Raw genomic sequence first — 25,268 nt, forward strand, 5'->3', positions numbered from 1 at the left:
TCGTTTTCTTAAAATTCAAAGGCCGGATAGCTGAGTGGTTAGGCGAAGGAATGCAATGCCTTATACAATGGTTCGAATCCATTTCCGGCCTCAATAGATAACAAGTAATGCATTAAGAATATGGAAGAAGATATCTTGATCAATCTGCAAGAAATACTAGATCGGATCGAAAAAGCAGCTATTAAAAGTGAGCGTGATCCGGGCGAAATCCGTTTGTTATTGGCAACGAAAACGGTACCGGCGAATCGGATTAAAGTAGCGTTGACGGCCGGCCAAACTTTAATAGGAGAGAATAAAGTGCAGGAAATCAAAGAGAAATACCAGGATTTAAAAGCTATTCTACATACTAATCATTTTATCGGACACTTACAAACCAATAAAATTAAGGATATTTTAAAATACGATATTTCCTGTATTCAGTCGTTGGATCGTTTGGATTTAGCAGTAAAATTGCACCAGCGTTTGTTGTTTGAAAAGAAAACAATGGAAGTACTCATTCAGGTCAATACTTCCAATGAAGAGAGTAAATTTGGAGTTTCTCCGGACAAAGCAATAGCCTTGGTACAAGAGGTGGCACAATTGGAAACCCTAAAAATAAAAGGACTGATGACGATCGGATTGTTTAGTGCCGAAACCGAAAAAGTACGACACTGTTTCCGCCTACTTAAACATCTACAGGAACAAATTAAAGCGTTGCAACTTCCCAATGTCGAAATGAAAGAACTTTCGATGGGAATGAGTGGCGATCTGGAAACGGCAATTGAAGAAGGTGCGACAATTGTTAGAGTAGGCACGGCCATCTTTGGACAACGAAGTTATCCCGATAGTTATTATTGGAACGAAAATAGTTAGCGACACCTGACAGGTTTTAGAAACCTGTCAGGTATTTGATATTAATCAGTTTTTGCATCAATCAGAATTGCCAGTTGAATGCAAGTTTGATCCGAACGATTGCTCCACGCATGATTCGTTCCTTTTTGAATTACAATATCACCGGGTTTTAATAAAGTTTCGCCTTCCTCCATGATCAGATACAATTCCCCGGAAAGGATAATAATATAATCCAGAGTATCGGTTTGATGCATCAGCGGATGCGGTTCTCCCGGTTGAACGGTAAGTCCCAGATCGCTATCGGGCGGAATCGTAACATAACGAAAATACGTTCCGTTTTTGGGCGTTTGCGGAAATGCGGAATTCGGAATAAGGATTTCGTTATCCAAAGGAACTGGCATTTGCTGTGTATTCCAAATATCCGAAATAATAAGTCCTTTAAAATGTTCAACGGCATTTTGTACCGTATTGTCCTCAATAATGGTGGATTTGCCGTCTTTTATTCCGGTCACCACGCGTCGGGGTATGGCTTGCATAGGTTGTTTTTTTTTGGTAAAAGTAAAAGGGAAATACTATAAATTTGTTAGGGATTAACTTTAAGTAACTAGTTACCCGGAAGTAACTATGACACAAATAAAAGATCAGGGCATATTGCGCGAAACCAGCTGTAGCGAAGAACTTTTTGCGATTCGGGACAGCCTGGAAATCCTTGGCGGAAAATGGAAATTATTAATTTTGATTTACCTGAAAAACCGACAGGATCAATTGGTTCATTTTAAGATGATCGAACGCGGCATACAGGGAATCTCCGCAAAAATGCTCAGTAAAGAGTTAAAAGAACTCGAAATAAACGAACTCGTTACCCGAACCATTCAGGATACGCGTCCGATTACCGTGACGTATGCACTAACTGACTACGGAAAATCGGTTATTCCGGTTATTGAAGCCTTGGTACAATGGGGGTTTGATCATAGAATGATGATTAAAAAAACACGATAAATTTTAACCTGACAGGTCTTGAACACCTGTCAGGTTTACTGAGGCTTTTGAGTCCTGTCTGGTTTTGTTGTATTTCGAAGTGTTAAATTTTTTGTATTTATGTATTCAACTACGTAGTTTTGTCTTGTAAATAAAAAACAACTATGGAAATTCGCATTCAACCCATCGGAAATGAACATTCAGCTGCGGCAATTGACTTGATTTTAAACATCCAGCAAAAGGAATTTAACGTTCCGATTACGATAGATGATCAACCGGATCTGTTGCAAATAGAAGCCTTTTATTATCAGGGTGGCGGTGCCTTTTGGGGCGCTTTTCACAACGACGAACTCGTAGGGACAATTGCTTTGATCAGATATGCCGATCAGGAAGGAGCGATTCGGAAAATGTTTGTCAAAAAAGAATTTCGAGGAAAAGAATACGGCATTGCTCAACAATTACTCGATATTTTGATTACTTATTGTAGGGAAAACGGAATCCGGGATTTGTATCTGGGAACGATTGCAATCTTGGAAGCCGCGCTTCGTTTTTACGAAAAGAATAACTTTGTGCGGATTGAAAAAACGAACTTACCGGATGCTTTTCCGTTAATGAGTGCCGATAATGTATTTTGCCATTTAAACCTGGACAAACAGCCATGAATATAATTGATGAATCCGGAATATTAGCCATATCGACAAGGTTACAACGCCTTAGTGAACAACTTCGTAAAGACGGAGCGCAGGTTTATAAGGCTTATGGAATCGCATTCGAACCCAAATGGTTCCCTGTGATCTATACGCTGTACCATAAAGAGAAGCTGAGTGTCGTGGAAATCGCAAATGAGATTGGATATACGCATCCGTCTACGATTAGTTTGCTAAAAGAACTCGAAAAACAAAAACTGATTCGTTCGGTAAAAGATAAGGAAGACGAACGTAAACGGCGTATACTGTTAACATCCAAAGGTTTGGAACTAATCGAACAGATGAAACCTGTGTGGGACGTTATTCGCATCGCTTTAAACGAAATTGCCGACAACCAGAATGCATTGTTGGCGGCGATTACCGAAGCCGAAAATAAAATTGCTACCCAAAGTTTTCTACAACGGGTCTTGCAATTAAAACAGGAACAGAAGGCGGGGACATTGGAAAAATAGTATATTTGAGTAGCTAAAAATTAGTACAATGTTTACACTGGAACAGATCAAAACAGCCCATGCAAAAGTGAAATCGGGTGCCGATTTCCCGAATTATATTCAGGATCTGATTGGATTAGGAGTAACCTTTTATAAGACTTTTGTATCCGATGGTCATACGGAATATTTTGGAAATCAAGAGTATCGGATTACATCTGATCCGGTATATGATGTGTTTATAATTGCTTCGGAAAGCAACCGTACGGACTTTCAAAATGACCTTAAAGCACACCAACAGGGACAAACCGATTATCGGACTTTTTGTAAAGATTGCGCCCGTTCGGGTATAGCAAAGTGGACTGTAGATTTGCAAAAAAGAACCTGTACGTATTACGATCTGTCCGAGAATGAAATGCTGATCGAAAGAATACCAGGTTAAATCCAACCTTCCCGAATCGCCTTTGAACCCAGTTCAACCAGACTTTTACAATCCGATTTTGCCATAATATTTTTGCGATGGGTGTTGACGGTATGCATGGAAATGTTGAGCAAATCGGCAATTTCACAGGTGGTTTTTCCAGTAATGATCAATTCTAAAATCTGCCGTTCCCGTTTGGTAAAAAGGACCTGTTTTGTGTTTTGACCGACAGTATTATAAAAGGAAGGTTCGCCATCCAATCCGATAAAAGAAAGCCCCGAAGGAATAGTGTCGACTTTCATATGGGAAATATCCGTTTGTATTCCCAACACACGGATCACCGATCCTTTTTCATCACTTTGAATCGTGATCGTTTGCATCAATATCCATTTGTATGAACCATCGGCACATCGCAAACGGTAATCGTAACTCACCTTATACTTTAAAACCTTATCCGGCGGTAATGCATTAAAAAATGCTGTGACCTGTTGTTCGTACATCATAAAACGATTCAAGTCGTCCGGGTGAATATTGGTTAGAATATAGTCGACATTAAAATCGGTTGTACAGGAAATCCCTAATACGTTTTTTACGGAATCACTAACGAATTCAATTTCTACATGGGGTAGGTTTACAATATAGTAGTAGAAATCACCAACATGGAAGATATTTAGTAACTTTTTATAGACTTCCAATTCAAAAGAGGGCGGTGTATTGCCGTCGTGATACCGGGCAATCTGATGCCAGGTTTTTTTCATTGTATTGAACTTTAGTAGCTCCATAAATAGAAAAATAGTACACGTAAATGTAAATAAAATTCTCAAATTGAGAAATAAAAAATCACTACTATTAGCGATTTTATTGTTACGTTATTTGAAATATATTAGAGTATTGATTCAGTTTAACGGTTTGTTATACTGATTTTAGTCCTAAATACAAGAAAGTTAGTAAGCTTTAGGTGTAAAGATATGACAGAGCTGTATTGCGAGGAATCTTTTGTTTTGGGGCGTTTTGTGTATAAAATAATAGTAACCATAAAACCATTAGACTATGAAATCAGTACTACTAAAAACCGTATGCTTGCTTTTTTTTACATTGGCTCCGTTTAAAATGCAATCCCAAACATTCAATCAGTATTATGCTACGGTCGATGTATTAAATTCGGCAGGTGGAAATCCGCATGATTTTATTTTTTCATACGATGTCGTTAACGGGGTGCATACTTGTGCCAACAATTTTGAAATCGTCAATAATTTAAACGTACCGACGAGTTTTAATTTTAGGATTTATATTAATAAAGCACTTATTTATACCGGAAATGTAGCTTTAGTGGCCTACGGGCGGGTGTTTTTTAACGATGCGTATGTTAATTGCTATTCATCGACTTTTCCAGTAGAGGTACAGGTATTTTAATAAAGCGCAAGATTCGGGTTTTATAAAAGAGGCGTATTGTCAATTTTTGCAGGGTAATTAAAAATAAAAACCATGCAGCGATTTCAAAACAAATTTGCCCTGATAACCGGAGGAACCAATGGAATGGGGCTAGCCACAGCCCAACAATTTATAGCCGAAGGCGGACAGGTGATCATCACGGGGCGTAGTGCCGAAACGGTCAATAAAGCCATCACAGCATTAGGGCCAAACAGCCACGGTATTGTATCCAATGCGGGCAATATGCAGGATCTGATGCAATTACAGCAATTGGTACGTACGTATACCGATTCTCTCGATCTGATCTTTTTAAATGCCGGCTACGGTCGGTTTGCGACTATCGAACAAGCCGATGAGGTTCATTTTGATGAGTTGTTCAATATGTTGGTAAAAGGACCTTTTTTTACCGTTCAACAACTCTTACCGTTATTGCAACCGGGAAGTAGTATTGTGTTTAATACGTCTTTTGTGACGGAAGTGGGAATGGCTAATTTTTCGGTGTATTCCGCGGCAAAATCGGCGGTACAATCGTTTATCAAAACCTTTGCGGCCGAGTTAACAGCGAAGGGTATTCGTGTAAATGGAATCAGTCCGGGGCATATTAAAACGAATATTTATAGCAATACAGGACTTACGACCGAACAGATCGAAAGTGCCGTTACGGCCTTAATCCCGACGATTCCGTTTCAACGGCAAGGCGATCCCTCGGAAATTGCGAATGCGGTATTGTTTCTCGCTTCGGAAGCGGCTTCCTATATCCACGGGACAGAATTAAAAGTAGATGCCGGTATTTCGGTAATCCGCTAAAAAAAACGGTGACTATTAGTCACCGTTATATATTTGAAATCGTCAAATTAGTCTTATTCCAGAAGTTTTTTAAGCGTCTCGGTCACTTTTTCCTGACCGTCTACAGCCGAATTGTAGATAAAACCATGTGTGCCGCTATCCAGAACTTCCATTGACCATTTGTCAAATTTATGTTGGTTGTAGATTTTAAGTACGTCATCGATTTTATAGGTGGCGTCATCTTTGGTATTGATACTGATAATCGGTCGGGTTGTGTCGAATTTGCTAAAATCCAATGGTTCAAATTCGAGTTTCGGAATAGCCGAAAACGTATAGAACCCTTTAAATAGTTTCGGATGATGTTGCGCAAACCAAAAAGTGGCACGCCCCCCAATAGACATACCGCCTAAGACTACATTTTTTTTATCGTATTTGTATTTCGACTCAAAACCGTTAAGAATTTGCATAATGGCCTCGAAACTTTTTTCGTTGTTATACCAGTTAAACGATTCCCGTGCGATAGGGTAAATCACGATGGCATTTAAGATCCGTGCCGTGGTAAAAATAGGCTCACTTTGTAACTCCGGGTTTTCATACAGTTCTTTAAAATTTGTTAATCCGGTACCACCGTGAAGAAAAACAATTACCGGTAGTTTACTTTTTTGCTTCGGACTTTTCGGAACATATACCAGATACGGAAAATCAACCGTGTCGACTTTTTGAAAAAGCAAGGTATAGCCCGGTTTGATTTTGGCATTGTCGTACAGATTTTTTTTCCAGTCTTCGGATGCTTTTTGAATCTTTTCTTTATTAGCAGTATTCTGATTTTTCATTTCGGAAATAACCTTTTTCCATTCGTCTTTGCTATGTAGGTTGGCAAAATCCGGCATATTCTGGATAAATTCGATTTCATTATCCTCCAGTCCAAAGCCTTTGGAAGTAGCTTTTTGTAACATTTTAATCGCCAGATCTTCCTCGTGGTTTAGATTGGCCGACAAAGCAGCATAATAATACACAAAATAGTTGCTGATATCTTCCATTGCAATGGCCTTTTGATAGGTTTCGGAAGCCATTTTGTAGTTTTTAGCCGTATAGGCATATTGCGCCTGTCCGATAAGCTCGTTAAGATCCTGCGAAAAAGAAAGAAAGGGAAGAAGTAGGAATAGTATTTTTAGGGATTTCATAATGTGTTTTGAAACTAAATTGTTGGAATTACAAATATATCCAAGTTCGGGAGATAAAATAAAATTGATCGTATAAAAACAGGCGTATTAGTATGTTAAAACCATAAATCGCCCTGTAATTTTTATTCTATCGTATTTCACTTATATTTGCTACCTAAATAGACACTAAACACATTTTGATATGTCAGACGATAAGAAGGTTATCTAATTATTTTAATTTATTCATTTTAAAATGTTTATATTTTAAACTTCTCTAAAGTGGGAAGTTTTTGTTTTTAAGTGGGAATGTTTGATTGAAAATTTAGATAAGAATTGTATCAGTTTACAATGATAGAATTGTTCATAAAAGTTTAATGAATATAGTTGGTATGGGCTTATCAAATTGATTTAAATAAAAAAGAGATACTCGTGTATCACTTTTTCTTTTTGTAGTCCTAATCACTTGTTTTTAAATAATTCTATTATTTTGACCTTTTATATAAAATCAAATTTTCTCTAATGTAATATGCTTTTGAGGATCCAAGATTAATCATTAAATTCAAAAACCACAAGAATTCTTCTAATAGTGAATCGTCTTCTTTGATTTCCTTGAGTTTGTTTTTAAAGCATCTCATGATTAGTTTTTCTCCGTAATAGTAATTTACGCTTAGTAATTGCTTCGTGTCCGATTTCAGATGTTTTGTCAGGATTTTTATTGCTTGAGGATTTAAGCTTTGAAATCCAATACCCGATAAGAGTTGCATTAAAGCTTTGATATTTATATAATCAAGTTTGCAGATTTTCTTTAAATAAATATCAGCTTGGTTATCATGTTGTAATACAAACCAATCCTCTGCTTCTGATTTCCAATAATTACCATAGAATAAAAATTCTTTGCTGAATAGATAGAGTCCAGAGTTTATTTTATCATATAGAGTATTCCAAAAATTCCAGAAGTTATTTAGCATTGCTTCAACACCGTGGTTGCTATCAATCTTATAATACATCCATTCTACAATATTTTCAATATATTCAATTGCGTAATGACTCTTACGTTTGCTCGAATCGTAATTCGCTCCTGTATCGATTATAAATTCAAAAAAGGAATTTGTGTTTTTGTTAAAAGGAATTTCAAACAAAAAATCTATAATCGTTTCTCTAATAGTCAAACCAATTTTATAGTAATTAGTCGATCTATATCCGTCTTCTTCTAATGAATAAGATTCCATGTGAGCGTTAAAAACCGCTTTCAAGTAGCTATATGAAAAGTTATATTCCTCGTAGATTGGGAAAATATGTGTCGCTTTATCTAAGTCCCAATAAGAATATTTTGAATAAGACAAATCGGAGAACTCATATTCATCAAAATTATTTTCAATAAAATCTAAAATCTTCTTTTCTTCCGTTTGAATTTCATCTAACTGTTGTTCTGAATATTGGAAATGGTGCGGATGTTTTTTGTTAAACTCAGCATATAAAAGTAATCCGATAAAAGAGTTATAAGCGAATTGGTAATCAGCATTCCATACATATTTTTTAAATGAGTAGTATAGATGTTTTAAGTGAATATCTAAATCTGTGTGAAAGTCCCTAACAAACAGGAATAGTAAACCTCTGATTTTATCAATCTGATCATCACTTAATCTATTCTTGAAAAGAAGTAATTTTGGTAATGAACCATAAACAGAATCATTATCATAAATGCTTAAAGAAAAATCTAAATTTTCAAAATCATATCTTTCCCTTTTTTTGCGCTCATAAAGTTTTTGCGCTATTTCTAAAATTGTATGGACGCAAAATTCAAATTCTTCATTATTTAATTTCTCACTAAATAAATCCAACCCTAAAGTGGCTAACGTCCCAATAGGGAAGGAGTCTATGAGGGTTAGTTTTGACGTATCAACATTTTTAGAATATTCTAAGCATTCTTTCCAATATTCATAAGTTTTATTTTCTTCCGATTTCTTTAAAAAAGTCTGTGATACCCATAAGCTATATCGTGAGTATTCATCTCTGAATTTGCCTTGTTCCTCATTTTTTTTCATTTCTGATTCTAAAGCATTATCGAGGGAATAATTCGGAGCTATCTGAATCACTCTTTTTCCATCATGCTCAACTTCTTCTACTTTTTGTTTCCTACCATCAATCTCGGATAGCAATTTCAGAAAGTAAACATCTTCTTTACTATGCTTATTCTCCAAATGATCAAACATTTCAAAAAGCTCACCATTCAGATTTCCGTAGAAAAGTTGATATTGGATTAAAAAACCATTTAGACCTTTATGATATTTCTGTCTATGTTCCCATTTCAATGCTTCTTTTCTTTCATCATCACACAAATCCGCTTCCCAAGAAGCATTTGGTAATCCGAGCAAAGAACCGGCGGAATATTCACCAATCCATCTTTGACTTTCCCATTCAAAAAAATGTTTGTCAGTTAATAGGGGTAAAAATTTATTGCCAGCTTTTTTAGGATAAGCTTGAGCAATACTTGCAAGAACGGAAATGAGAACGACCGAATTACTTTTCGTATATATCTGATCAAAAAATGATTGAATTATTTCGTCAATTTTTTCGGATTCAATTTTACCTAACTCATATAAATATCTTTCTAGGGCAACTACTACCGACTGCAATAAATTAGGAACGGTAATTTGTCCTCCGCGATTTATTAACCATAAATAAGCAGATCCATAAATCGAATAGTTTGTTTTATTGTACAGAATATCTACGGTACTAATATCATCAGATGTTCTTGCGAAACCATCATCTTTTAAAAAATCTGATTTGACGTAATGCTCCGTGCAATAATTTGTAAACTCTATTATGAAACCTAATGCTTTCCAGGGATGAAATTTAAGGAGTTTAAAAACGAACGTTTGATAAGCACTTTGGGGAAAATAACTTAAGTCGTGCTTATCCCTCAGTCCGAAATGATGATCTATTCCATAGCTTGAATGTTCAAAACCAAATCGACTTTTGGATTTTACTTTTTTGTATTTCCATTTTAAGTTCGCTAATGCAATCAATTCTTCTGGAAAGAATCTTGGTAGTGTTCCTGAATGGAAATGAGAGAGAGCATATTTTATTTGCGTACGTTTTTTATCTCGAATTTTATAATTCTCCTCTTCATCTTTAACGAATAGATTATCAAGTAATATCTTAATTTCATCAGGTATATATTCCGCTAGTTGATAAAGTAATTTTATTCCTTTCTCGGTCAACGAATTACTTTCTCCCGCATTCATCCAATCCACTCCTTCGTCAAAACTTTCTAATATTTTATAGACTATTTTGCCAACATATTGCGGAGTATCTGGGGTCGTTATTTTACCATAATACAAGATGTTTTCCCAATCATACAAAAACCTCAGGATTTGGGTGTATATTTCTGTCAATACTTCAATTTTCTCATACAGGAATTTTATAACTACATCCCATCCCTTATTATTTGGAGATTGATTAAAGTCTTTTCCACTGATTTTGAGCAGATGGATGATTTTTTTAAGTAACCTTAAATTGTCGTCCAATAATTCCTCTCTATGCTCAGTGAAAAACTTTCCGCACAGATTAGATTTAATAACTGCTATCAATACTTCATCTTTCCAATGATTTTCTATTGAATTATTGTTGATGGTTTCAACGACGAAATTATAAATCCAACTCTCAGACTCTTCTATTTTAGATTCTACCCACAATCGAAAGCCTCTTCTAATCGCGGGTTCGTTAGACAATGCTTTATAAAAATTGTCATTCTTAGGATTGTCAACCTTTAACGAATTAATGTATTTAATTAAACCCCAATCCTCAAAAATATCATGAGATGGGGCAAATAGATCATTTTCCTCGAAAAGAATGTTGTCTGCCTTTAGCGCATAAACAATTTCAGAATCAAATTCATTTGCTGAAGTTAGAAGTGTCAGGTTTTTAGCTCTTTTTACAGCTAGATTAATGAACGTGTTTTGTCTTTTTTGCTCTAATAAACCATTAGTTCCGCCAACGATGTTTTTCCACAGTTTATTTTTAAATGTAACGATGTCAATCTCAGATAAATCATTGTGAGGTATGGAGATAAGTTTTTGCGATAGTGCTAAATACTTAGGAATTCTAATAATTTCCAGCAAGTTCACATTGTGGACAATACTATTTAGTTCTGGAATATTCTCGACAAAGTAACTTAATTCCTCGTCTGTGAGTTGAGGTACATTTACAACGGTTGAATTATTCTGCAATAATTGTTTATCAAAATAATTAAATTTTAGAATCTCTAAAGCATAACTTCTACAAGAAATAATCAATTTTATATTCTTGTTTTCTCTAAGAATTGCTATTAATTCTCTAAAAGCTTCTGCATCGCCTTCTAACAATTTTTCAAAACTGTCTATATAAATTAGCTGATTTGAAAATTCTTTAAACTCGCTGAATATTTCTTGAATGCTTAAATCAACACTAATTTCATGTAAAGTATTAATCAACGAACTTTTTAAAAATTGGTCAGCAGCAAAAGAAATTACACAAGTATCATCAAGAGATTCTAAAATTTGTTTAGCATAAGCAGATTTCCCAGAGCCAGCTTCTCCGTCAATAAAAATAAACTGATTTTCGTTTATCAAATCTGTAACAGAAAGGTTTATTAAATTTCTTTTAAGTTGTATTCCAGATATATCAGATTGAATTTTGTTTAAAACGTTTTTAGTTTGCTCGATTATGCCCCTTAGTCTTGCTTCCTTATTTTCAAGATTAATAATTATCTTTTGGATAAAATTATTATCGCCATTTATAAAGTCACCTCCTTCAGTATTAATCGTTGAACTACTGATTATATTTTTACCTGCCTCCACTAATTAAGATATTTGATTGCTGTCCCCGTTTATAAAGTTTCCTCCTCCAGTATTTACATTACCAGTTATCACATTCTTACTATTGGTAATTGAATTTTGAATGTGTGGGAACTTTTCTGCAATTTCGTCGATGTAACTTTTGACTTCTGGATTATCTTCAATAGAATTTTCAATCAAAGCTTTTATTGCATTTTGTTTTTCATCGTTATCAGGATTCTCAATTAATTCTTTCAAGGCATTTTTAGGTTTATCATCCTTAAAGAATAATGATTTTATCCAGCTTATACTTCCCTCGGTCAATTTCTCACTACTTGTATCGACTACTTTTTCTATTCCTTTCTTGCCCAATTCTTTTAAAAAAGGATATAGTATTGCTAATGTTGTTGCTGTCAGTAAAGGCATATTTTTTTGGTTTAATTGGTTAATAATATGTTAATTGCAATCATTATGCCTAAAAAAGGCGAGTGTCAAAATGGCATATTACTCAAAATAATTTCGTTGTTTCAAGTATGATAGTAGCAGTTCTAATTTTTTAAAAGCGATCCCAGACTTTTGATCTACAATAGGGTAAATCTCTTTTGTTCGATTAACATTAAATTCGGTTTTTTTGTCTGGAGAATAAGAACTTTCGTTATCTGAATATAATATTTTCGTTGCTTGCTCTTCAAATTCTTTTATTGCATTTCTCAGATCTTGAATAAGTATGTTTAATTTTTCGTCGCTTGTTTTATATTTTATTAATTGAGTTTTTTCACAAAATTTAATTGTCTTATGAATAGCTTCTTTTTCATATCCATACCAACAACTCTGTTCGCATATTTTATCCTGAAACATATTTATATCAAGGATATCAAGTAGCTTGCGAATAATTTTTTTATCACTTTCTTTTGGAGTTATTCGCAATATTTTATTTTCATTTTTCAATAGATGGTATTCATAAATAAGAATTGCTACTATAATTATTAAAGTACCAATAACTGTGAAATTCCAATTTTTTAATAGAACTGGAAAATCAAATAAAGAGGTTAATAGGTTGATTATGATTGGTAATATTATAAGTCCGATATACCACTTTTGTAAAATTTTTGTCATCCGCTTGATTTTATTTAATTAATTTTTTCACTTTCTGCACTGTCCTGCTACTCTTATCCGTTAGTTTCATTATCTTCCAGTCCAAAGCCTTTGGAAGTAGCCTTTTGTAACATTTTAATCGCCAGATCTTCCTCGTGGTTTAGATTGGCCGACAAAGCAGCATAGTAGTACACAAAATAGTTGCTGATATCTTCCATTGCAATCGCCTTTTGATAGGTTTCGGAAGCCATTTTGTAGTTTTTGGCTGTATAGGCATATTGCGCCTGTCCGATTAACTCGTTAAGATCCTGCGAAAAAGAAAGAAAAGGGAGTAATAGGAATAGATATTTTAAAAACTTCATAGGTGTTTTGATATTTTAGGATACTATTTTAATAATGTGATATTTATATTTAATGCAATAATAATTTAAATAATGCTATTTTTTGTATGTTTAACAAATGAATGGTTGTACAAATCATACAATCGATTGCATTCAAGTACTATAAAAAATAGTATTTATAGATTCAATTTTATCCTCCATGAAAAAAAAACGCAGTCCTAAATGGCATAGAGATGAATTAATTTTGACGCTGAATCTTTATTTTGATCAAAACTCAGGATCTTTTATGAGTGATAATCCTAAAATAATAGCATTGTCAAAAACTTTAAATAAGTTACCAATCCATCCTAAAGAAGTAAAAGCCGAGAGCTTTAGAAATCCAAATGGAGTGGCGATGAAGTTAAGTAATTTTACGGCAATAGATCCATCTAAAACAACCAAAGGACTTGAAAGTTATTCTAAACTTGATGAGAAAACTTTTTTTGAGTTTTGTGATAGATTAGATGAACTTAAAAGAATTTCATCTATAATTGAACATTCACTTGGAGAAATTGAAATATTAAACGAGTTGAATAAAATTGAAGATGAGGATAGTGATATTATTAATGAAGCATTCGAAGGAGAGATAGTGTATAAATTACATAAATCAAGAGAACGAAATTCAAAGTTAACCGATTCTAAAAAGAAAGAAGTACTCAAAAAGACAGGCAAGCTAGAATGTGAAATTTGTAGCTTCGATTTTTATAAGACTTATGGAGAGGTAGGTAAAGGCTTTATAGAGTGTCATCATATAAAACAACTTTCGACATATCAAGTTTCTCAAAAAACGAAAAGTGAAGATTTAGCTTTAGTTTGTTCGAATTGCCATAGGATGCTCCATAGAAATAGAAACGATATGTCTATAAAGACACTTAAAAATAAAATAAATCAGGATAAATAAATACTAAACCATAAATCTTCCGGTAATTTTTATTCTATCGTATTTCACTTATATTTGCTGTCTGAATAGACACTAAACACATTTTGATATGTCAGACGATAAGAAAGTAATATTTTCGATGTCCCGGGTAAATAAAATCTACTCGAGTACGAACAAACAGGTCTTAAAAGACATTTATCTGAGCTTTTTCTACGGTGCTAAAATTGGTATCCTGGGATTAAACGGTTCGGGTAAATCATCCCTATTAAAAATCATTGCCGGAGTAGATAAAAACTACCAGGGTGATGTGGTATTTGCGCCGGGTTATACGGTAGGATATCTGGAGCAGGAACCGCAACTGGACGAAACCAAAACCGTTATAGAAATCGTACGTGAAGGTGTGGCCGAAACAGTAGCCATTTTGGACGAATTTAACAAGATCAACGATATGTTCGGTTTACCGGAAGTATACGAAGATGCGGACAAAATGCAGAAGTTAATGGACCGTCAGGCCGAACTTCAGGACAAAATCGATGCAGTAGGAGCATGGGAATTGGATACCAAACTGGAAATCGCGATGGATGCTTTACGTACACCGGAACCAGATACCCCGATCAAAGTATTGTCCGGAGGAGAGCGTCGTCGTGTGGCTTTATGTCGTTTGTTATTGCAACAGCCGGATGTATTGTTACTGGATGAGCCTACGAACCACTTGGATGCGGAAAGCGTATTGTGGTTGGAGCAACACTTACAACAATATGCCGGAACGGTAATTGCTGTAACCCACGACCGTTATTTCCTGGATAACGTAGCCGGATGGATTTTAGAACTGGACCGTGGTGAAGGTATTCCTTGGAAAGGAAACTATTCGTCTTGGTTGGATCAGAAATCAAAACGTATGGAACAAGAGGAAAAAGTAGCTTCCAAACGTAGAAAAACATTAGAACGCGAGTTAGACTGGGTACGTCAGGGAGCCAAAGGGCGTCAGACCAAACAAAAAGCCCGTTTACAGAACTACGATAAATTATTAAACGAAGACCAAAAAGAACTGGATGAGAAATTAGAGATTTACATCCCGAATGGTCCGCGTTTGGGAACCAATGTAATCGAAGCGAAAAATGTTTCGAAAGCTTTTGGTGACAAACTATTATATGAAAACCTAAACTTCACCTTGCCACAAGCGGGAATCGTAGGAATTATTGGTCCGAATGGTGCCGGTAAATCAACGATCTTCCGTATGATCATGGGAGAAGAAGCGCCAGATAATGGAGAATTTGTGATTGGAGACACGGCGAAAATCGCTTATGTCGATCAGTCGCACTCAAATATCGATCCGAATAAATCCATTTGGGAAAACTTCTGCGATGGACAGGAATTGGTCATGATGGGTGGTCGTCAGGTAAACTCCAGAGCATATTTGTCCCGATTTAACTTTGGTGGAAGTGATCAAAACAAAAAAGTTGCGACACTTTCCGGAGGAGAGCGAAACCGTTTACATTTGGCGATGACTTTAAAAGAAGAAGGAAACGTATTGCTACTGGATGAGCCAACAAATGACTTAGATATCAACACGCTACGTGCGTTGGAAGAAGGTTTGGAAAACTTCGCAGGATGTGCGGTAGTCATTTCCCACGACCGTTGGTTCTTAGATAGGATTTGTACACATATCCTGGCTTTCGAAGGCGATTCGCAGGTATATTTCTTCGAAGGAAGTTTCTCCGATTACGAAGAAAACAAAAAGAAACGTCTTGGTGGCGATTTAACCCCAACACGTATCAAATACAAAAAATTGATCCGGGGATAATTGAAAGAGGCTTTTTAAGCCTCTTTTTTTATACAAACCGTCACCAGATCGGTACTTTCTAACGGCTGATCGTTTACTGTCATTTTGGTATAGTTGTGCTGATGTTCCTGTATAATTTCAAAACCGGCTTTTTCCAGTTGATCATTTAAAACTGCTTCCTCGTATAGCGCAAAACCTTCCTGGACAAAATCGACCTGATGTAAGACCCGCTTCGGACGATAACCGAGATATAATTTTCCGCCGGGTTTTAGTATGCGGAAAAGTACGCTTAGATAGTCTTCCAGCGGCTCCCAAAAATAAACCGTATTTAGCGCTATAATATGATCAAATTTATTATCGGGATAAGAACAGGCTATAATATCGCCGTATTCCGGAATTATGGATCCTATAGCGACGAACGAGGCATTATTTTGCATGGCTTCCTGATGCATTACTTTCGAATAGTCCATTCCGTATAGGGTAATGGCTTTTCCGGACACAAGATAGCCGGGAAAATGCATGCCGTTTCCATAACCGATTTCTAATACGGTATCGAGATCGTTAAGAGTTAGTAACGCAAAAAGGTCGGTATACATCTGACGGTTGGAACGGTTCATATCGCGACCAATCGCAATTCCGGCTTCGCCATCCGGTTTTCGCAATTGCTTACCGGTTTCAGTAGGAGATAAGGGTGTCGTCATATAAATTCATTTAAAATGCGAAGGTATTGATCGGAATTTATACGATTGTTGTAGTATTTTGAGAAAGAGTTATAATATTTTGCGATTAACACCTGACAGGTTTCGAAAACCTGTCAGGTGTGCTTTAAAAATTAAAACTTCATTTTTTGTATCCGAACGGCGTTTAGGATTGCTAATAAAGCCACACCAACATCAGCAAATACGGCTTCCCACATGGTTGCGAGTCCGCCGGCGCCAAGGATTAGGACGACTGCTTTTACAATAAATGCCATCCCGATATTTTGCCATACAATCTGTTTTGTTTTTTTACCAATCGCAATAGCGGTATAGATTTTAGATGGTTGATCATTCTGAATCACAATATCGGCGGTTTCAATGGTCGCATCGCTACCGAGTCCGCCCATGGCTATACCGGCATCAGCCAAAGCAATGACCGGAGCATCATTAACACCATCGCCCACAAAGGCCAGTTTTAAATTCTGATCTTTTAATTGTTGTACCTGACGTACTTTATCTTCCGGTAACAAATCGCCATAAGCGCTATCAATATGCAATTCGCTGGCTACAGCTGATACAACCGCTTGTTTATCGCCCGATAACATCACAGTTTGGATTCCCAATTGGTGTAGACGGTTTATTGCTTGAGGCGCATCTTCCTTAATCTCATCGGAAATCAGGAAATAACCGGCATATTGTCCGTCAATAGCCACGGTAATAATAGTATAAGGTGTATTTTCAATAGCTGTATCGTAAGGAATCTTAAATTTTTGCAACAATTTGACATTTCCGGCCAAAATAGTTTTACCGTTTATACGACCTTTTAAACCATGACCGGCAATTTCTTCCACTTCACTTACCGAAACGCCTTTTTCCAGCCCGTTTGCGTAGGATATAATAGCCGTTCCCACCGGATGCGTAGAATGAGTTTCTAATGCAGCGGTATATTGTACCAGTTCTTGTTCGTTATAACCCGAAGCAACGACTTCCTGTACCTTAAAAACACCTTTCGTCAGTGTACCGGTTTTGTCCATAACTACGGCCTGAATGGAAGCCATGGTATCTAAAAATGTAGAACCTTTAAATAGTATTCCGTTTTTACTAGCGGCACCAATTCCGCCGAAATAGCCCAACGGGATTGAGATTACCAACGCACACGGACAGGAAACCACCAGAAATACCAAAGCGCGATACAGCCAGTCGTTAAAAATATAATTGGAAACAAAAAACATAGGGAACAAGCAAATCCCGATGGCCAGAAAAACCACTATAGGCGTATAAATATTCGCAAATTTGCGGATAAACAATTCCGTAGGTGCCTTTTTGGCTGTTGCTTCCTGAACCATTTCCAGAATTTTGGACAACTTACTATCGGTATAAGCGGTCGTGACTTCGACTAAACCAACGGTATTAAGGTTGATCATTCCGGCTAATACCGTATCTCCTTTGCGTTTGGTATCGGGTTTACTTTCGCCGGTTAAAGCAGCGGTATTAAAAGTAGCCGAATCAGAGAGTAAAATACCGTCCAAAGCGACTTTTTCACCCGGTTTTAGCTGGATAACCTCACCAATTGTTATGGCTTCCGCTTTTTTGGCAACCGGATTACCATTCGAAAGAACCGTTGCGGTATCCGGCCTTTGATCTAATAAAGCCTTAATATTCGATTTGGCTCGGGTTACGGCCAGAGTCTGGAACAGTTCACCGATGGCATAAAACAGCATTACCGCTACGCCTTCGGGATATTCTCCGATATAGAAGGCGCCCAATGTTGCAATCGACATCAGGAAAAATTCGGTAAAAAAAGCGCCCTTACGCATGTTTTGGACGGCTTCTTTTAATACCGGCCAGCCTACGGGGAAATAAGCCAATATATACCAACCAATGCGAACCCATCCGGTAAAAACTGCGATAGGGAAGTAGTTGTCTATTCCAATTGCGATCATCAATAATACGAAGGATAGAATTGCCGGTAGGAACATTTTCCATCCGGTAGCTTCGTCGTGACTGTGATCGTGTCCATGATCATGGTCGTGATTGTGCCCTTGTTTTTTTGAATGGTTTATTTTGGCATCGGCAGCACAGCAATCGGCTCCCTCTGTTGTGTGTTTGTGTGTGTCATTTTTCATACTACATTCGGATTAGAAATAAAAAATGATCATCGTTGTTATACTTTGCAGCAACCGTCTAAAGCTTCGTAACCTTTAGGATCGGCTTTCACATCGTCGGCATCATAACCCAACTGACTAATTGCAGTTCGTATAGCAGGAAGATCTGTTTTTTTGGCGTTAAAAAATACGGTAATGGTCATCTCTTTTTCATTAAGGGTTACCATTTGCACCCCTTTCTGACGAATCAATTTTTTTTCAAATAATTGTCCACAGGTTTCGCATTCTTTACAATGATCACAAGTGATAGTCGTTTTAATAACGGCTTTTTGTGCCTGGGCGTTTACTGTAAATGAAGTAAGAACCATAAAGGCAATTAAAAATAAAATTCTCATTTTGTTCGGATTAAGGGTTATAAAAATCGTTTTACTTTTTGTTTGTATTTTGGATAATCTACCGGATGTTGCGTTGCCAGAAAGGCTTCTTCCAGTCGTACCTGTACTTGAATAATAAAATAAGTCGCTAATGCTGTGAAAAATGTCAAGGCATTGGGAAGTATCATAAAAAGCCCCAAAACACTGATGATCATTCCTAAAAAGATAGGATTTCGGCTTATTCCAAAAATACCGTTGGTACGCAATTCAGTTTTATGGTTTTCATCTATACCGATTCGCCATGAGTTTTGCATCTGATATTGCGCGATCATCACCCATAATAGGGCAATATGAATCAGAAATAATCCAATAATTTTTAGGTATTCGTTTTCAAGATAGGCTACCGGAACGGAATAGTGATACAAATTTCCACCAAAGGAAAAGAGTACTACTGCGACAAACAGTAGTACAATTAGAAATTTCATGACAAAACCGATATAATCATGCGCATTGTCCCGATTTCCGAAAGTCACCGGATTGATGCCGGTTTGTTTATACGTTCGGTAAGTGGGAATCACAAATGTTACCAATAAATATAACAATAGGTAAATGGGTAAGTATATTTTTAAAAAGTATTCCATTTTTCTTGATTTAATGCGAATGACCGCCACCACCTTCTGTTTTTAGCAGGTGACTTTGGATATAATAAGCGCCTTTTAGAACAATCTTGGCATTGGGAGCTACTTTTTGTAGCGGTGTAATCTGAACATAACCCAATTGCGACGTTCCGGTTTTGACTTCCACTCTGCGGAAATGATAGCTATTTCCTTCGGTATCATCATGTTTGTGACCGTCGTCATGGGAATGTCCTTTTTCCGAATCGTGATCCGCTTCTTCGTGTCCTTCTTCCAGGACAAACATAAATTCACGTCCGTCGGCTTTTACAATAGCTTCCACCGGAAGGGCATTAACGGCATTGGTTCCGATGTCGATCAATGCATTGACATACATTCCCGGAATCAAGGCATTTTTCTCATTATTGATGTCGGCGTGTACCGCAACCGATTTGGTTTCGTTTTCAAAGGCCTTACCGATACTAAAAATCGTTCCCCTAATTACGGTATTGTCCTGATTGGTCAGTACTAATTGTACATTCTGACCTTGTTTTACTTTATGCAGGTCTTTTTCGTAAACCAATAAGTCGACGTGTAATTTAGAATTGTCCACAATGCTAAGAATCGGTTTTCCGACTTCAACATTACTTCCAATTTTGACATTAATTTCGGTTGTGTAGCCCGAAATAGGAGCCAATATTGGAACTGTAGCCACAGCGGTATTACCCGATTGTATATTAAGAACGCTTAATTGTTGTTTTAGCGAATTAAAACGCGCTTTTTCGATTTGGTATTCCGCTTTGGTTTTCTGGAATACTTTTTTCGAATTGACTTCCTCTTCACTTAGCGTTTTCTGTCTTTCGAATTCCTGACTTAAAAATTCAAGATTGCTTTTCGACGTCAGATAAGCTTCCTGCAATTTAGTGAATTCCGGGCTTTCTATCGTTGCCAGAACCTGACCTTTTCGAACAAATTGTCCTTCGATTACCGAAATCGTTTTTACAACACCTTGTAGGTGAACCGAAACATCGGCCTGGTTTTGCGGCGGCAGTTTGGTATAACCGTTGGCATTGATAACTTCGCTAAGGTTTTTTAGGGAATAGGTTCCCAATGTTACGCCGGCTGCTTTAAATTGGGCTTCATTCAATTCAACTTTTTTATCCGCTCCGGGTTTTTCTGCAGTTTCTGTTTCGGTATGATCATGACTATCTTCATTGCTATGATCATGGCGTAAACTAAAATACAAAATGGCACCGATAATCAGAAGGCCGGCTATGTTAAGGTATATAAAATTGGATTTTTTCATGGTATTATTGGTGGATTAAATACTGGATAGTAATCGCAGTTTGATTGTAATTGAGGATGGCATTGCTGTAATTCAGTCGGATGGTTAAGGCGGTTTCAATGCTTTGCACATATTCTACATACGAAATGTCACCGTTTTGATAGGCCTTTGTCGCATTGGTACTGATTTTTTTAGCATTTGGTAAAGCGGTACCCTGATAATAATCGACCAGTGACTGATAGGTTTTTAATTCTTCAAACTGTTGCTGAAACTGACTTCTTAGCTGACTTTCCACATAAGCGGCATTTTTTTGCTGCATTTCGATATTGCTTTGAGCGGCTTTGGTTTTAGCAATGGTACTACCGGCAAAAATCGGAATAGCAATACCTACCGAAAAGGTTTGGAAACGTAAAGCATTGTCATAGTCTACACTTTGTCCGTTTATTTCCTGTGTTCCAGTAATGGATTGAATCGCATAACCCGCGGTGATGTCTGGGAAAAAAGCGGACTTTTCGACCTTCTTGGCTGCTTCGGCAATCTGAATTTGTTGGGCCGCCAATTGCAGGTTGCTGTTCTGTTTTAATCGTGAACTGTCGGCAACAGCTAACGTCACCATCGGTGCAAAAACGGTATCAGCAGGAGAGAAGTCAGTATCCCGGTTGATCAGGGTTTTAATTTTTGACTTTTCCACCCATAGTTTGGCTTCATTTTGCTTGATCAGTTGTTGTAATTCCTGTTGTTTGGCAATCGCAATGGTCTTTTCGAGTGAGTTACTTTCACCTGTTTGGAATTTTAGGGAAGCCGATCGTACAAATTTTTCCATCAATAGGTTTTGCTGGTTCAGCAATTGGTTTTGTTTGGTATAAAACAACATGGTATTCCATGCCTGACGGATGTTAAACGTGATATCCTGCTGTGTGGCTTTGACTTTTAATTGTCCGGCGACATTGTTTTCGTTGAGCCATTTCTTTTTGGCACCATATTGAAACGGGTTAAAGCTTTGGGAAACGCCCAAATTTTTATCCTTAGCATTCGAATTAATCTGTCCAAACGTACCGGATAATTCGGTTTTCGGAACCTCAAAAGCCGAACGCGTCAACTGATTGTGCATCTTGCTTTCCAGTTCGGAAGCCTGAATGCCCAGGTTGTTTTTTATACCCGTTTCGACTGCTTCTTTTAATGATAGATTTGTTTGGGCATTAGTATTTATAGGTTTGGTAATTAATGCTAAAACAGCTATTATATAAATAGTATGTTTAAATAAAATACTATCCGTTTTTATATTGAATGTCATTTTCATAACGCGTTATTTTCCGGATTATCCGTATTGTTTTTTGGATTTTCTTTTTCAAAATAGAGATACAAAATCGGAAGCACGATTAAGGTTAGCAAGGTTGCTGTTACCAATCCGCCGATAACCACGGTTGCCAATGGTTTTTGAACTTCGGCACCGGCACTGGAACTAATGGCCATCGGAAGGAAACCCAACGAAGCCACAGCCGCGGTCATAATTACCGGTCGTAATCGCACTTTGGTCCCTTCGCGAATCCGGTCGTAAATATTGGTCATTCCTTCACCCTTTAACTGGTTAAAATAACCGATCAGTACAATGCCGTTAAGTACGGCCACGCCAAATAAGGCGATAAAGCCTACTCCGGCTGAAATACTAAAAGGCATATCCCGTAGCCAAAGTGCAAAAACACCACCGATTGCGGCCAATGGAATAGCAGTGAAAATCAATATAGATTGGCGTACCGATTTAAAAGTAAAGTATAAGAGAATAAAGATCATAGCTAATGCTACCGGAACTGCCACTGCAAGTCGTTTGTTGGCTTCAATAAGGTTTTCAAACTGACCACCATAGGTCACATAATAACCATCCGGAAGTTTAAGTCGGGCATCGAGTTTTTGCTGGATTTTTTCCACGACCGATTTGACATCGGCACCGCGTACGTTAAAACCAACCACGATACGACGTTTACCATCTTCACGGCTAATTTGCATTGGTCCATCCTCATACTTAATATCGGCAACCTGTTCCAGCGGAATCTGATTTCCGGACGGTAAGGTGATATAAAGGGCCTTTAAATTGGAAATATCCTGACGACTGTCGCTTTCCAGACGTACCACGAGATCAAAGCGTTTTTCGCCTTCGTAGACCAATCCGGCCGTTTCACCGGCAAATCCCATTCGGATCACTTTATTCAGATCACCGATTTTTAAACCGTATAACGCCATTTTGTCCTTGTTATACCGAACAGTAATTTGCGGCAAACCGGCCACACGTTCCAGTTTGGCATCCGAAACGCCCGGAATTCCCTGAATCAACTGCATCACTTCATCACCTTTGCTAACGAGCATATCGATATCTTCACCAAAAATTTTAATAGCGACATCGCTTCGTACACCGGTCATTAGCTCGTTAAAACGCATCTGAATCGGTTGGGAAAACTCGGTTGTTGCACCCGGAATATCTTCCAACGCCTTTTCCATTTTTTCCATCAGCTCTTCTTTAGTCGTAGCCGAAGTCCATTCGTCTTTGTCTTTTAGAAGAATGATCATATCACCGGCTTCTATCGGCATCGGATCGGTTGGAATTTCGGCACTACCGATTTTCGTTACGATCATCTTGATTTCCGGGAATTTCGCCTTTAAAATTTGCTCGGCTTTGGTCGTCGCTTCGACTTCCTGTGATAGTGAACTTCCGGAAGCGATGATCAAGTGTGTTGCGATATCACCTTCATCCAATGTTGGGATAAATTCGCCGCCCAGTGTGTTGAAAAGGAGCAATGCCGCTGCAAATAAAGCAACCGCTACACCGATAATAACGGTTTTGACACGTAAGGCTTTCTCTAAAATGGGTGCATAAAAGTGATATAGTTTTTCAATAATCGTATCGCTGCTATTCTTTTTATGTCCGGTTTCTTTTTTAAGGACGAGCGCACTCATCATTGGGACATAGGTTAGTGACAAAATGAAGGCGCCTAAAATCGCAAAAGATACCGTTTGTGCCATCGGTCCGAACATTTTTCCTTCAATGCCAACCAATGCAAGGATTGGTAAATACACAATCAGGATAATGATTTCTCCGAAAGCCGCGCTACTACGGATTTTGGAAGCCGCCTGAAAGACTTCTTCGTTCATCTGTTGTTTGGTCAGTGCGCCTTTACGCCCCACCTGTAATCGGTGAATAATGGCTTCTACGATAATGACGGCTCCGTCTACAATAAGTCCGAAATCGATCGCTCCAAGACTCATCAGGTTACCACTAACACCAAACAGTCGCATCATCGAAATGGCAAATAGTAATGAAAGCGGAATAACCGAAGCGACAACTAGTCCGGCGCGCCAGTTTCCAAGTAGTAAAACCAGGATAAAAATGACTATTAAGGCCCCTTCGATCAGGTTTTTCTCTACCGTAGAGATGGCTTTGTTAACCAATTGGGTACGATCCATAAACGGTTCGATCGAAACGCCCTCAGGAAGCGATTTTTTAATCTGCTCCATTTTTTCTTTTACGCGGGTTACGACCTGACCACTGTTTTCGCCTTTTAGCATCATCACCATACCGCTCACTTCTTCGCCTTTGCCGTCTTTGGTCACAGCACCGTAACGAATACTGCTGCCAATGCGGACCTGGGCTACATCGCGGATAAGGATTGGAATGCCATTTTGGTTTTTGACTACGATTTTGTTGATATCGTCGATGCCGTTTACCATTCCAATACCACGGATAAAGTAGGCATATGGTTTTTTGTCGATATACGCACCACCGGTATTTTCGTTGTTCACTTCGAGTGCATCAAATATCTCCGAAATGGTGGTATTCATACTTTTCAGCTTGTCGGGCTGAACAGCAATTTCATATTGTTTCAGGTAACCACCAAGCGTGTTAACCTCTGCGACACCTTTAGTACCAATCAATTGGGGTTTGATGATCCAATCCTGAATGGTGCGCAGTTGTGTGGCATCGTATTTTTCTTCATAACCTTTTTCAGGGAAAACCACATATTGGTAGATTTCACCCAAACCGGTACTCACCGGAGCCATTTCGGGCGATCCGACACCTTTTGGGATGGTGTTTTCGGCTTCTTTAAGACGTTCCGAAATTTGAGCGCGCGCCCAGTAAATATCGGCACTTTCTTCAAAAACAACGGTTACAACACTCAGCCCAAAGCGGCTGATAGAGCGCAATTCGACGATTTTTGGAATCGGTTTTACCGCCTGTTCGATCGGATAGGTAATAAATTGTTCTACCTCCTGGGTAGCCAGTGTAGGGGAACTGGTGATGATTTGTACCTGATTATTGGTAATATCGGGCAAAGCGTCAATAGGGAGGGTGTAGGCCGAATAGCCACCCACTGCTACTAGTATAAGGGTAAATAGTCCAACAATAAATTTATTGTTGATACTAAAATGAATTATTTTATCAAGCATGTTTTGGTATAATATAAATAAGAATAGGCAGGAAATGCCCGTATCGGGTAGCAAT

21 protein-coding genes, 1 tRNA gene and 1 pseudogene are annotated in these 25,268 nt (G+C 37.6%); 10 read left to right on the plus strand and 13 right to left on the minus strand.

The features are described 5' to 3' along the window. Positions 1-20: 20 nt before the first annotated feature. Both E6C50_RS00845 and E6C50_RS00850 read left to right on the plus strand, forming a co-directional pair. A tRNA-Cys gene (locus tag E6C50_RS00845) sits at positions 21-91 on the plus strand. Positions 92-120: 29 nt separating this feature from the next. After that, on the plus strand, positions 121-852 hold the full coding sequence (locus tag E6C50_RS00850) for a YggS family pyridoxal phosphate-dependent enzyme (RefSeq protein ID WP_136401317.1): 732 nt from the start codon (positions 121-123) through the stop codon (positions 850-852). A gap of 41 nt (positions 853-893) precedes the next feature. Here E6C50_RS00850 and E6C50_RS00855 read toward each other — a convergent pair whose 3' ends face one another. Further along, entirely contained in the window at positions 894-1,367 is a 474-nt protein-coding gene (locus tag E6C50_RS00855; RefSeq protein ID WP_136401318.1) for a cupin domain-containing protein, read from the minus strand. A gap of 88 nt (positions 1,368-1,455) precedes the next feature. Between E6C50_RS00855 and E6C50_RS00860 the strand changes: the two genes are divergently transcribed. The 4 genes from E6C50_RS00860 (at position 1,456) to E6C50_RS00875 (ending at position 3,386) form a co-directional block, all read left to right on the plus strand. After that, on the plus strand, positions 1,456-1,830 hold the full coding sequence (locus E6C50_RS00860; RefSeq protein ID WP_136401319.1) for a winged helix-turn-helix transcriptional regulator: 375 nt from the start codon (positions 1,456-1,458) through the stop codon (positions 1,828-1,830). Positions 1,831-1,973: 143 nt separating this feature from the next. Beyond that, positions 1,974-2,471, plus strand: a complete 498-nt coding sequence (locus E6C50_RS00865) for a GNAT family N-acetyltransferase (RefSeq protein WP_136401320.1) — start codon at positions 1,974-1,976, stop codon at positions 2,469-2,471. Beyond that, on the plus strand, positions 2,468-2,968 hold the full coding sequence (locus tag E6C50_RS00870; RefSeq protein ID WP_136401321.1) for a MarR family winged helix-turn-helix transcriptional regulator: 501 nt from the start codon (positions 2,468-2,470) through the stop codon (positions 2,966-2,968). Before E6C50_RS00865 ends, E6C50_RS00870 begins: the two co-directional genes overlap by 4 nt. A 28-nt stretch (positions 2,969-2,996) precedes the next feature. Further along, the gene (locus E6C50_RS00875) at positions 2,997-3,386 is read left to right on the plus strand and encodes a DUF1398 domain-containing protein (RefSeq protein WP_136401322.1); all 390 of its coding nucleotides are present in this window, start codon (positions 2,997-2,999) and stop codon (positions 3,384-3,386) included. On the opposite strand, the gene E6C50_RS00880 is transcribed toward E6C50_RS00875, so the two are convergent. After that, positions 3,383-4,123: a LuxR C-terminal-related transcriptional regulator gene (locus tag E6C50_RS00880; RefSeq protein ID WP_136401323.1), complete on the minus strand. Its 741-nt coding sequence runs from the start codon at positions 4,121-4,123 to the stop codon at positions 3,383-3,385. The two genes, E6C50_RS00875 and E6C50_RS00880, sit on opposite strands and share 4 nt — an antisense overlap. A 292-nt stretch (positions 4,124-4,415) precedes the next feature. Between E6C50_RS00880 and E6C50_RS00885 the strand changes: the two genes are divergently transcribed. Then, positions 4,416-4,778, plus strand: a complete 363-nt coding sequence (locus E6C50_RS00885; protein WP_136401324.1) for a hypothetical protein — start codon at positions 4,416-4,418, stop codon at positions 4,776-4,778. A gap of 72 nt (positions 4,779-4,850) precedes the next feature. After that, positions 4,851-5,603 carry an SDR family oxidoreductase gene (locus tag E6C50_RS00890; RefSeq protein WP_136401325.1) on the plus strand — a complete coding sequence of 251 codons (753 nt, stop codon included), beginning with the start codon at positions 4,851-4,853 and terminating at the stop codon, positions 5,601-5,603. 53 nt (positions 5,604-5,656) lie between these two features. Here E6C50_RS00890 and E6C50_RS00895 read toward each other — a convergent pair whose 3' ends face one another. The 5 genes from E6C50_RS00895 to E6C50_RS00915 all read right to left on the minus strand — a co-directional run bounded on the left by E6C50_RS00895 (position 5,657) and on the right by E6C50_RS00915 (position 13,019). Beyond that, positions 5,657-6,766: an alpha/beta hydrolase gene (locus E6C50_RS00895; protein ID WP_136401326.1), complete on the minus strand. Its 1,110-nt coding sequence runs from the start codon at positions 6,764-6,766 to the stop codon at positions 5,657-5,659. A 461-nt stretch (positions 6,767-7,227) separates the two neighbouring features. Next, the gene (locus E6C50_RS00900) at positions 7,228-11,586 is read right to left on the minus strand and encodes an nSTAND3 domain-containing NTPase (RefSeq protein WP_136401327.1); all 4,359 of its coding nucleotides are present in this window, start codon (positions 11,584-11,586) and stop codon (positions 7,228-7,230) included. Between the two features lie 3 nt (positions 11,587-11,589). After that, positions 11,590-11,988, minus strand: coding sequence for a hypothetical protein (locus tag E6C50_RS00905; protein ID WP_136401328.1), 399 nt, complete (start codon positions 11,986-11,988; stop codon positions 11,590-11,592). Positions 11,989-12,066: 78 nt separating this feature from the next. Beyond that, on the minus strand, positions 12,067-12,678 hold the full coding sequence (locus tag E6C50_RS00910; RefSeq protein WP_136401329.1) for a hypothetical protein: 612 nt from the start codon (positions 12,676-12,678) through the stop codon (positions 12,067-12,069). A gap of 53 nt (positions 12,679-12,731) precedes the next feature. Next, positions 12,732-13,019, minus strand: a complete 288-nt coding sequence (locus E6C50_RS00915; protein ID WP_136401330.1) for a hypothetical protein — start codon at positions 13,017-13,019, stop codon at positions 12,732-12,734. A 178-nt stretch (positions 13,020-13,197) separates the two neighbouring features. Here E6C50_RS00915 and E6C50_RS00920 point away from each other — a divergent pair, with 178 nt between their 5' ends. Together E6C50_RS00920 and ettA are read left to right on the plus strand one after the other, a co-directional pair. Then, positions 13,198-13,938: an HNH endonuclease gene (locus E6C50_RS00920; protein WP_136401331.1), complete on the plus strand. Its 741-nt coding sequence runs from the start codon at positions 13,198-13,200 to the stop codon at positions 13,936-13,938. An 88-nt stretch (positions 13,939-14,026) separates the two neighbouring features. Then, positions 14,027-15,721, plus strand: a complete 1,695-nt coding sequence (ettA, locus tag E6C50_RS00925) for an energy-dependent translational throttle protein EttA (RefSeq protein ID WP_136401332.1) — start codon at positions 14,027-14,029, stop codon at positions 15,719-15,721. Between the two features lie 14 nt (positions 15,722-15,735). Here the strand turns inward: ettA and E6C50_RS00930 are convergent, their stop codons facing one another. From E6C50_RS00930 to E6C50_RS00960, 6 genes and pseudogenes are all read right to left on the minus strand, one after another. After that, entirely contained in the window at positions 15,736-16,401 is a 666-nt protein-coding gene (locus tag E6C50_RS00930; protein WP_136401333.1) for a class I SAM-dependent methyltransferase, read from the minus strand. 131 nt (positions 16,402-16,532) lie between these two features. Beyond that, positions 16,533-18,524, minus strand: a complete 1,992-nt coding sequence (locus tag E6C50_RS00935) for a heavy metal translocating P-type ATPase (RefSeq protein ID WP_136401334.1) — start codon at positions 18,522-18,524, stop codon at positions 16,533-16,535. A gap of 38 nt (positions 18,525-18,562) precedes the next feature. Beyond that, positions 18,563-18,898: a cation transporter gene (locus E6C50_RS00940; RefSeq protein WP_136401335.1), complete on the minus strand. Its 336-nt coding sequence runs from the start codon at positions 18,896-18,898 to the stop codon at positions 18,563-18,565. Between the two features lie 17 nt (positions 18,899-18,915). Continuing rightward, the gene (locus tag E6C50_RS00945; RefSeq protein WP_136401336.1) at positions 18,916-19,518 is read right to left on the minus strand and encodes a methyltransferase family protein; all 603 of its coding nucleotides are present in this window, start codon (positions 19,516-19,518) and stop codon (positions 18,916-18,918) included. 10 nt (positions 19,519-19,528) lie between these two features. Then, positions 19,529-20,797, minus strand: coding sequence for an efflux RND transporter periplasmic adaptor subunit (locus E6C50_RS00950; protein WP_136401337.1), 1,269 nt, complete (start codon positions 20,795-20,797; stop codon positions 19,529-19,531). A 4-nt stretch (positions 20,798-20,801) separates the two neighbouring features. Continuing rightward, positions 20,802-25,213: pseudogene (locus E6C50_RS00960) on the minus strand (CusA/CzcA family heavy metal efflux RND transporter). Between the last annotated feature and the right edge of the window lie 55 nt (positions 25,214-25,268).

Origin of the sequence: Flavobacterium supellecticarium, from assembly GCF_004801375.1 — a bacterium.
In the GTDB taxonomy this organism is placed as follows: Bacteria; Bacteroidota; Bacteroidia; order Flavobacteriales; family Flavobacteriaceae; genus Flavobacterium; species Flavobacterium supellecticarium.

Excerpts from the sequence above, each read along its gene's own strand:
- E6C50_RS00850 (WP_136401317.1), top strand. The coding sequence starts at position 121 with ATGGAAGAAGATATCTTGATCAATCTGCAAGAAATACTAGATCGGATC.
- E6C50_RS00855 (WP_136401318.1), bottom strand. The coding sequence starts at position 1,367 with ATGCAAGCCATACCCCGACGCGTGGTGACCGGAATAAAAGACGGCAAA.
- E6C50_RS00860 (WP_136401319.1), top strand. The coding sequence starts at position 1,456 with ATGACACAAATAAAAGATCAGGGCATATTGCGCGAAACCAGCTGTAGC.
- E6C50_RS00865 (WP_136401320.1), top strand. The coding sequence starts at position 1,974 with ATGGAAATTCGCATTCAACCCATCGGAAATGAACATTCAGCTGCGGCA.
- E6C50_RS00870 (WP_136401321.1), top strand. The coding sequence starts at position 2,468 with ATGAATATAATTGATGAATCCGGAATATTAGCCATATCGACAAGGTTA.
- E6C50_RS00875 (WP_136401322.1), top strand. The coding sequence starts at position 2,997 with ATGTTTACACTGGAACAGATCAAAACAGCCCATGCAAAAGTGAAATCG.
- E6C50_RS00880 (WP_136401323.1), bottom strand. The coding sequence starts at position 4,123 with ATGAAAAAAACCTGGCATCAGATTGCCCGGTATCACGACGGCAATACA.
- E6C50_RS00885 (WP_136401324.1), top strand. The coding sequence starts at position 4,416 with ATGAAATCAGTACTACTAAAAACCGTATGCTTGCTTTTTTTTACATTG.
- E6C50_RS00890 (WP_136401325.1), top strand. The coding sequence starts at position 4,851 with ATGCAGCGATTTCAAAACAAATTTGCCCTGATAACCGGAGGAACCAAT.
- E6C50_RS00895 (WP_136401326.1), bottom strand. The coding sequence starts at position 6,766 with ATGAAATCCCTAAAAATACTATTCCTACTTCTTCCCTTTCTTTCTTTT.
- E6C50_RS00905 (WP_136401328.1), bottom strand. The coding sequence starts at position 11,988 with ATGCCTTTACTGACAGCAACAACATTAGCAATACTATATCCTTTTTTA.
- E6C50_RS00910 (WP_136401329.1), bottom strand. The coding sequence starts at position 12,678 with ATGACAAAAATTTTACAAAAGTGGTATATCGGACTTATAATATTACCA.
- E6C50_RS00915 (WP_136401330.1), bottom strand. The coding sequence starts at position 13,019 with ATGAAGTTTTTAAAATATCTATTCCTATTACTCCCTTTTCTTTCTTTT.
- E6C50_RS00920 (WP_136401331.1), top strand. The coding sequence starts at position 13,198 with ATGAAAAAAAAACGCAGTCCTAAATGGCATAGAGATGAATTAATTTTG.
- ettA (WP_136401332.1), top strand. The coding sequence starts at position 14,027 with ATGTCAGACGATAAGAAAGTAATATTTTCGATGTCCCGGGTAAATAAA.
- E6C50_RS00930 (WP_136401333.1), bottom strand. The coding sequence starts at position 16,401 with ATGACGACACCCTTATCTCCTACTGAAACCGGTAAGCAATTGCGAAAA.
- E6C50_RS00935 (WP_136401334.1), bottom strand. The coding sequence starts at position 18,524 with ATGAAAAATGACACACACAAACACACAACAGAGGGAGCCGATTGCTGT.
- E6C50_RS00940 (WP_136401335.1), bottom strand. The coding sequence starts at position 18,898 with ATGAGAATTTTATTTTTAATTGCCTTTATGGTTCTTACTTCATTTACA.
- E6C50_RS00945 (WP_136401336.1), bottom strand. The coding sequence starts at position 19,518 with ATGGAATACTTTTTAAAAATATACTTACCCATTTACCTATTGTTATAT.
- E6C50_RS00950 (WP_136401337.1), bottom strand. The coding sequence starts at position 20,797 with ATGAAAAAATCCAATTTTATATACCTTAACATAGCCGGCCTTCTGATT.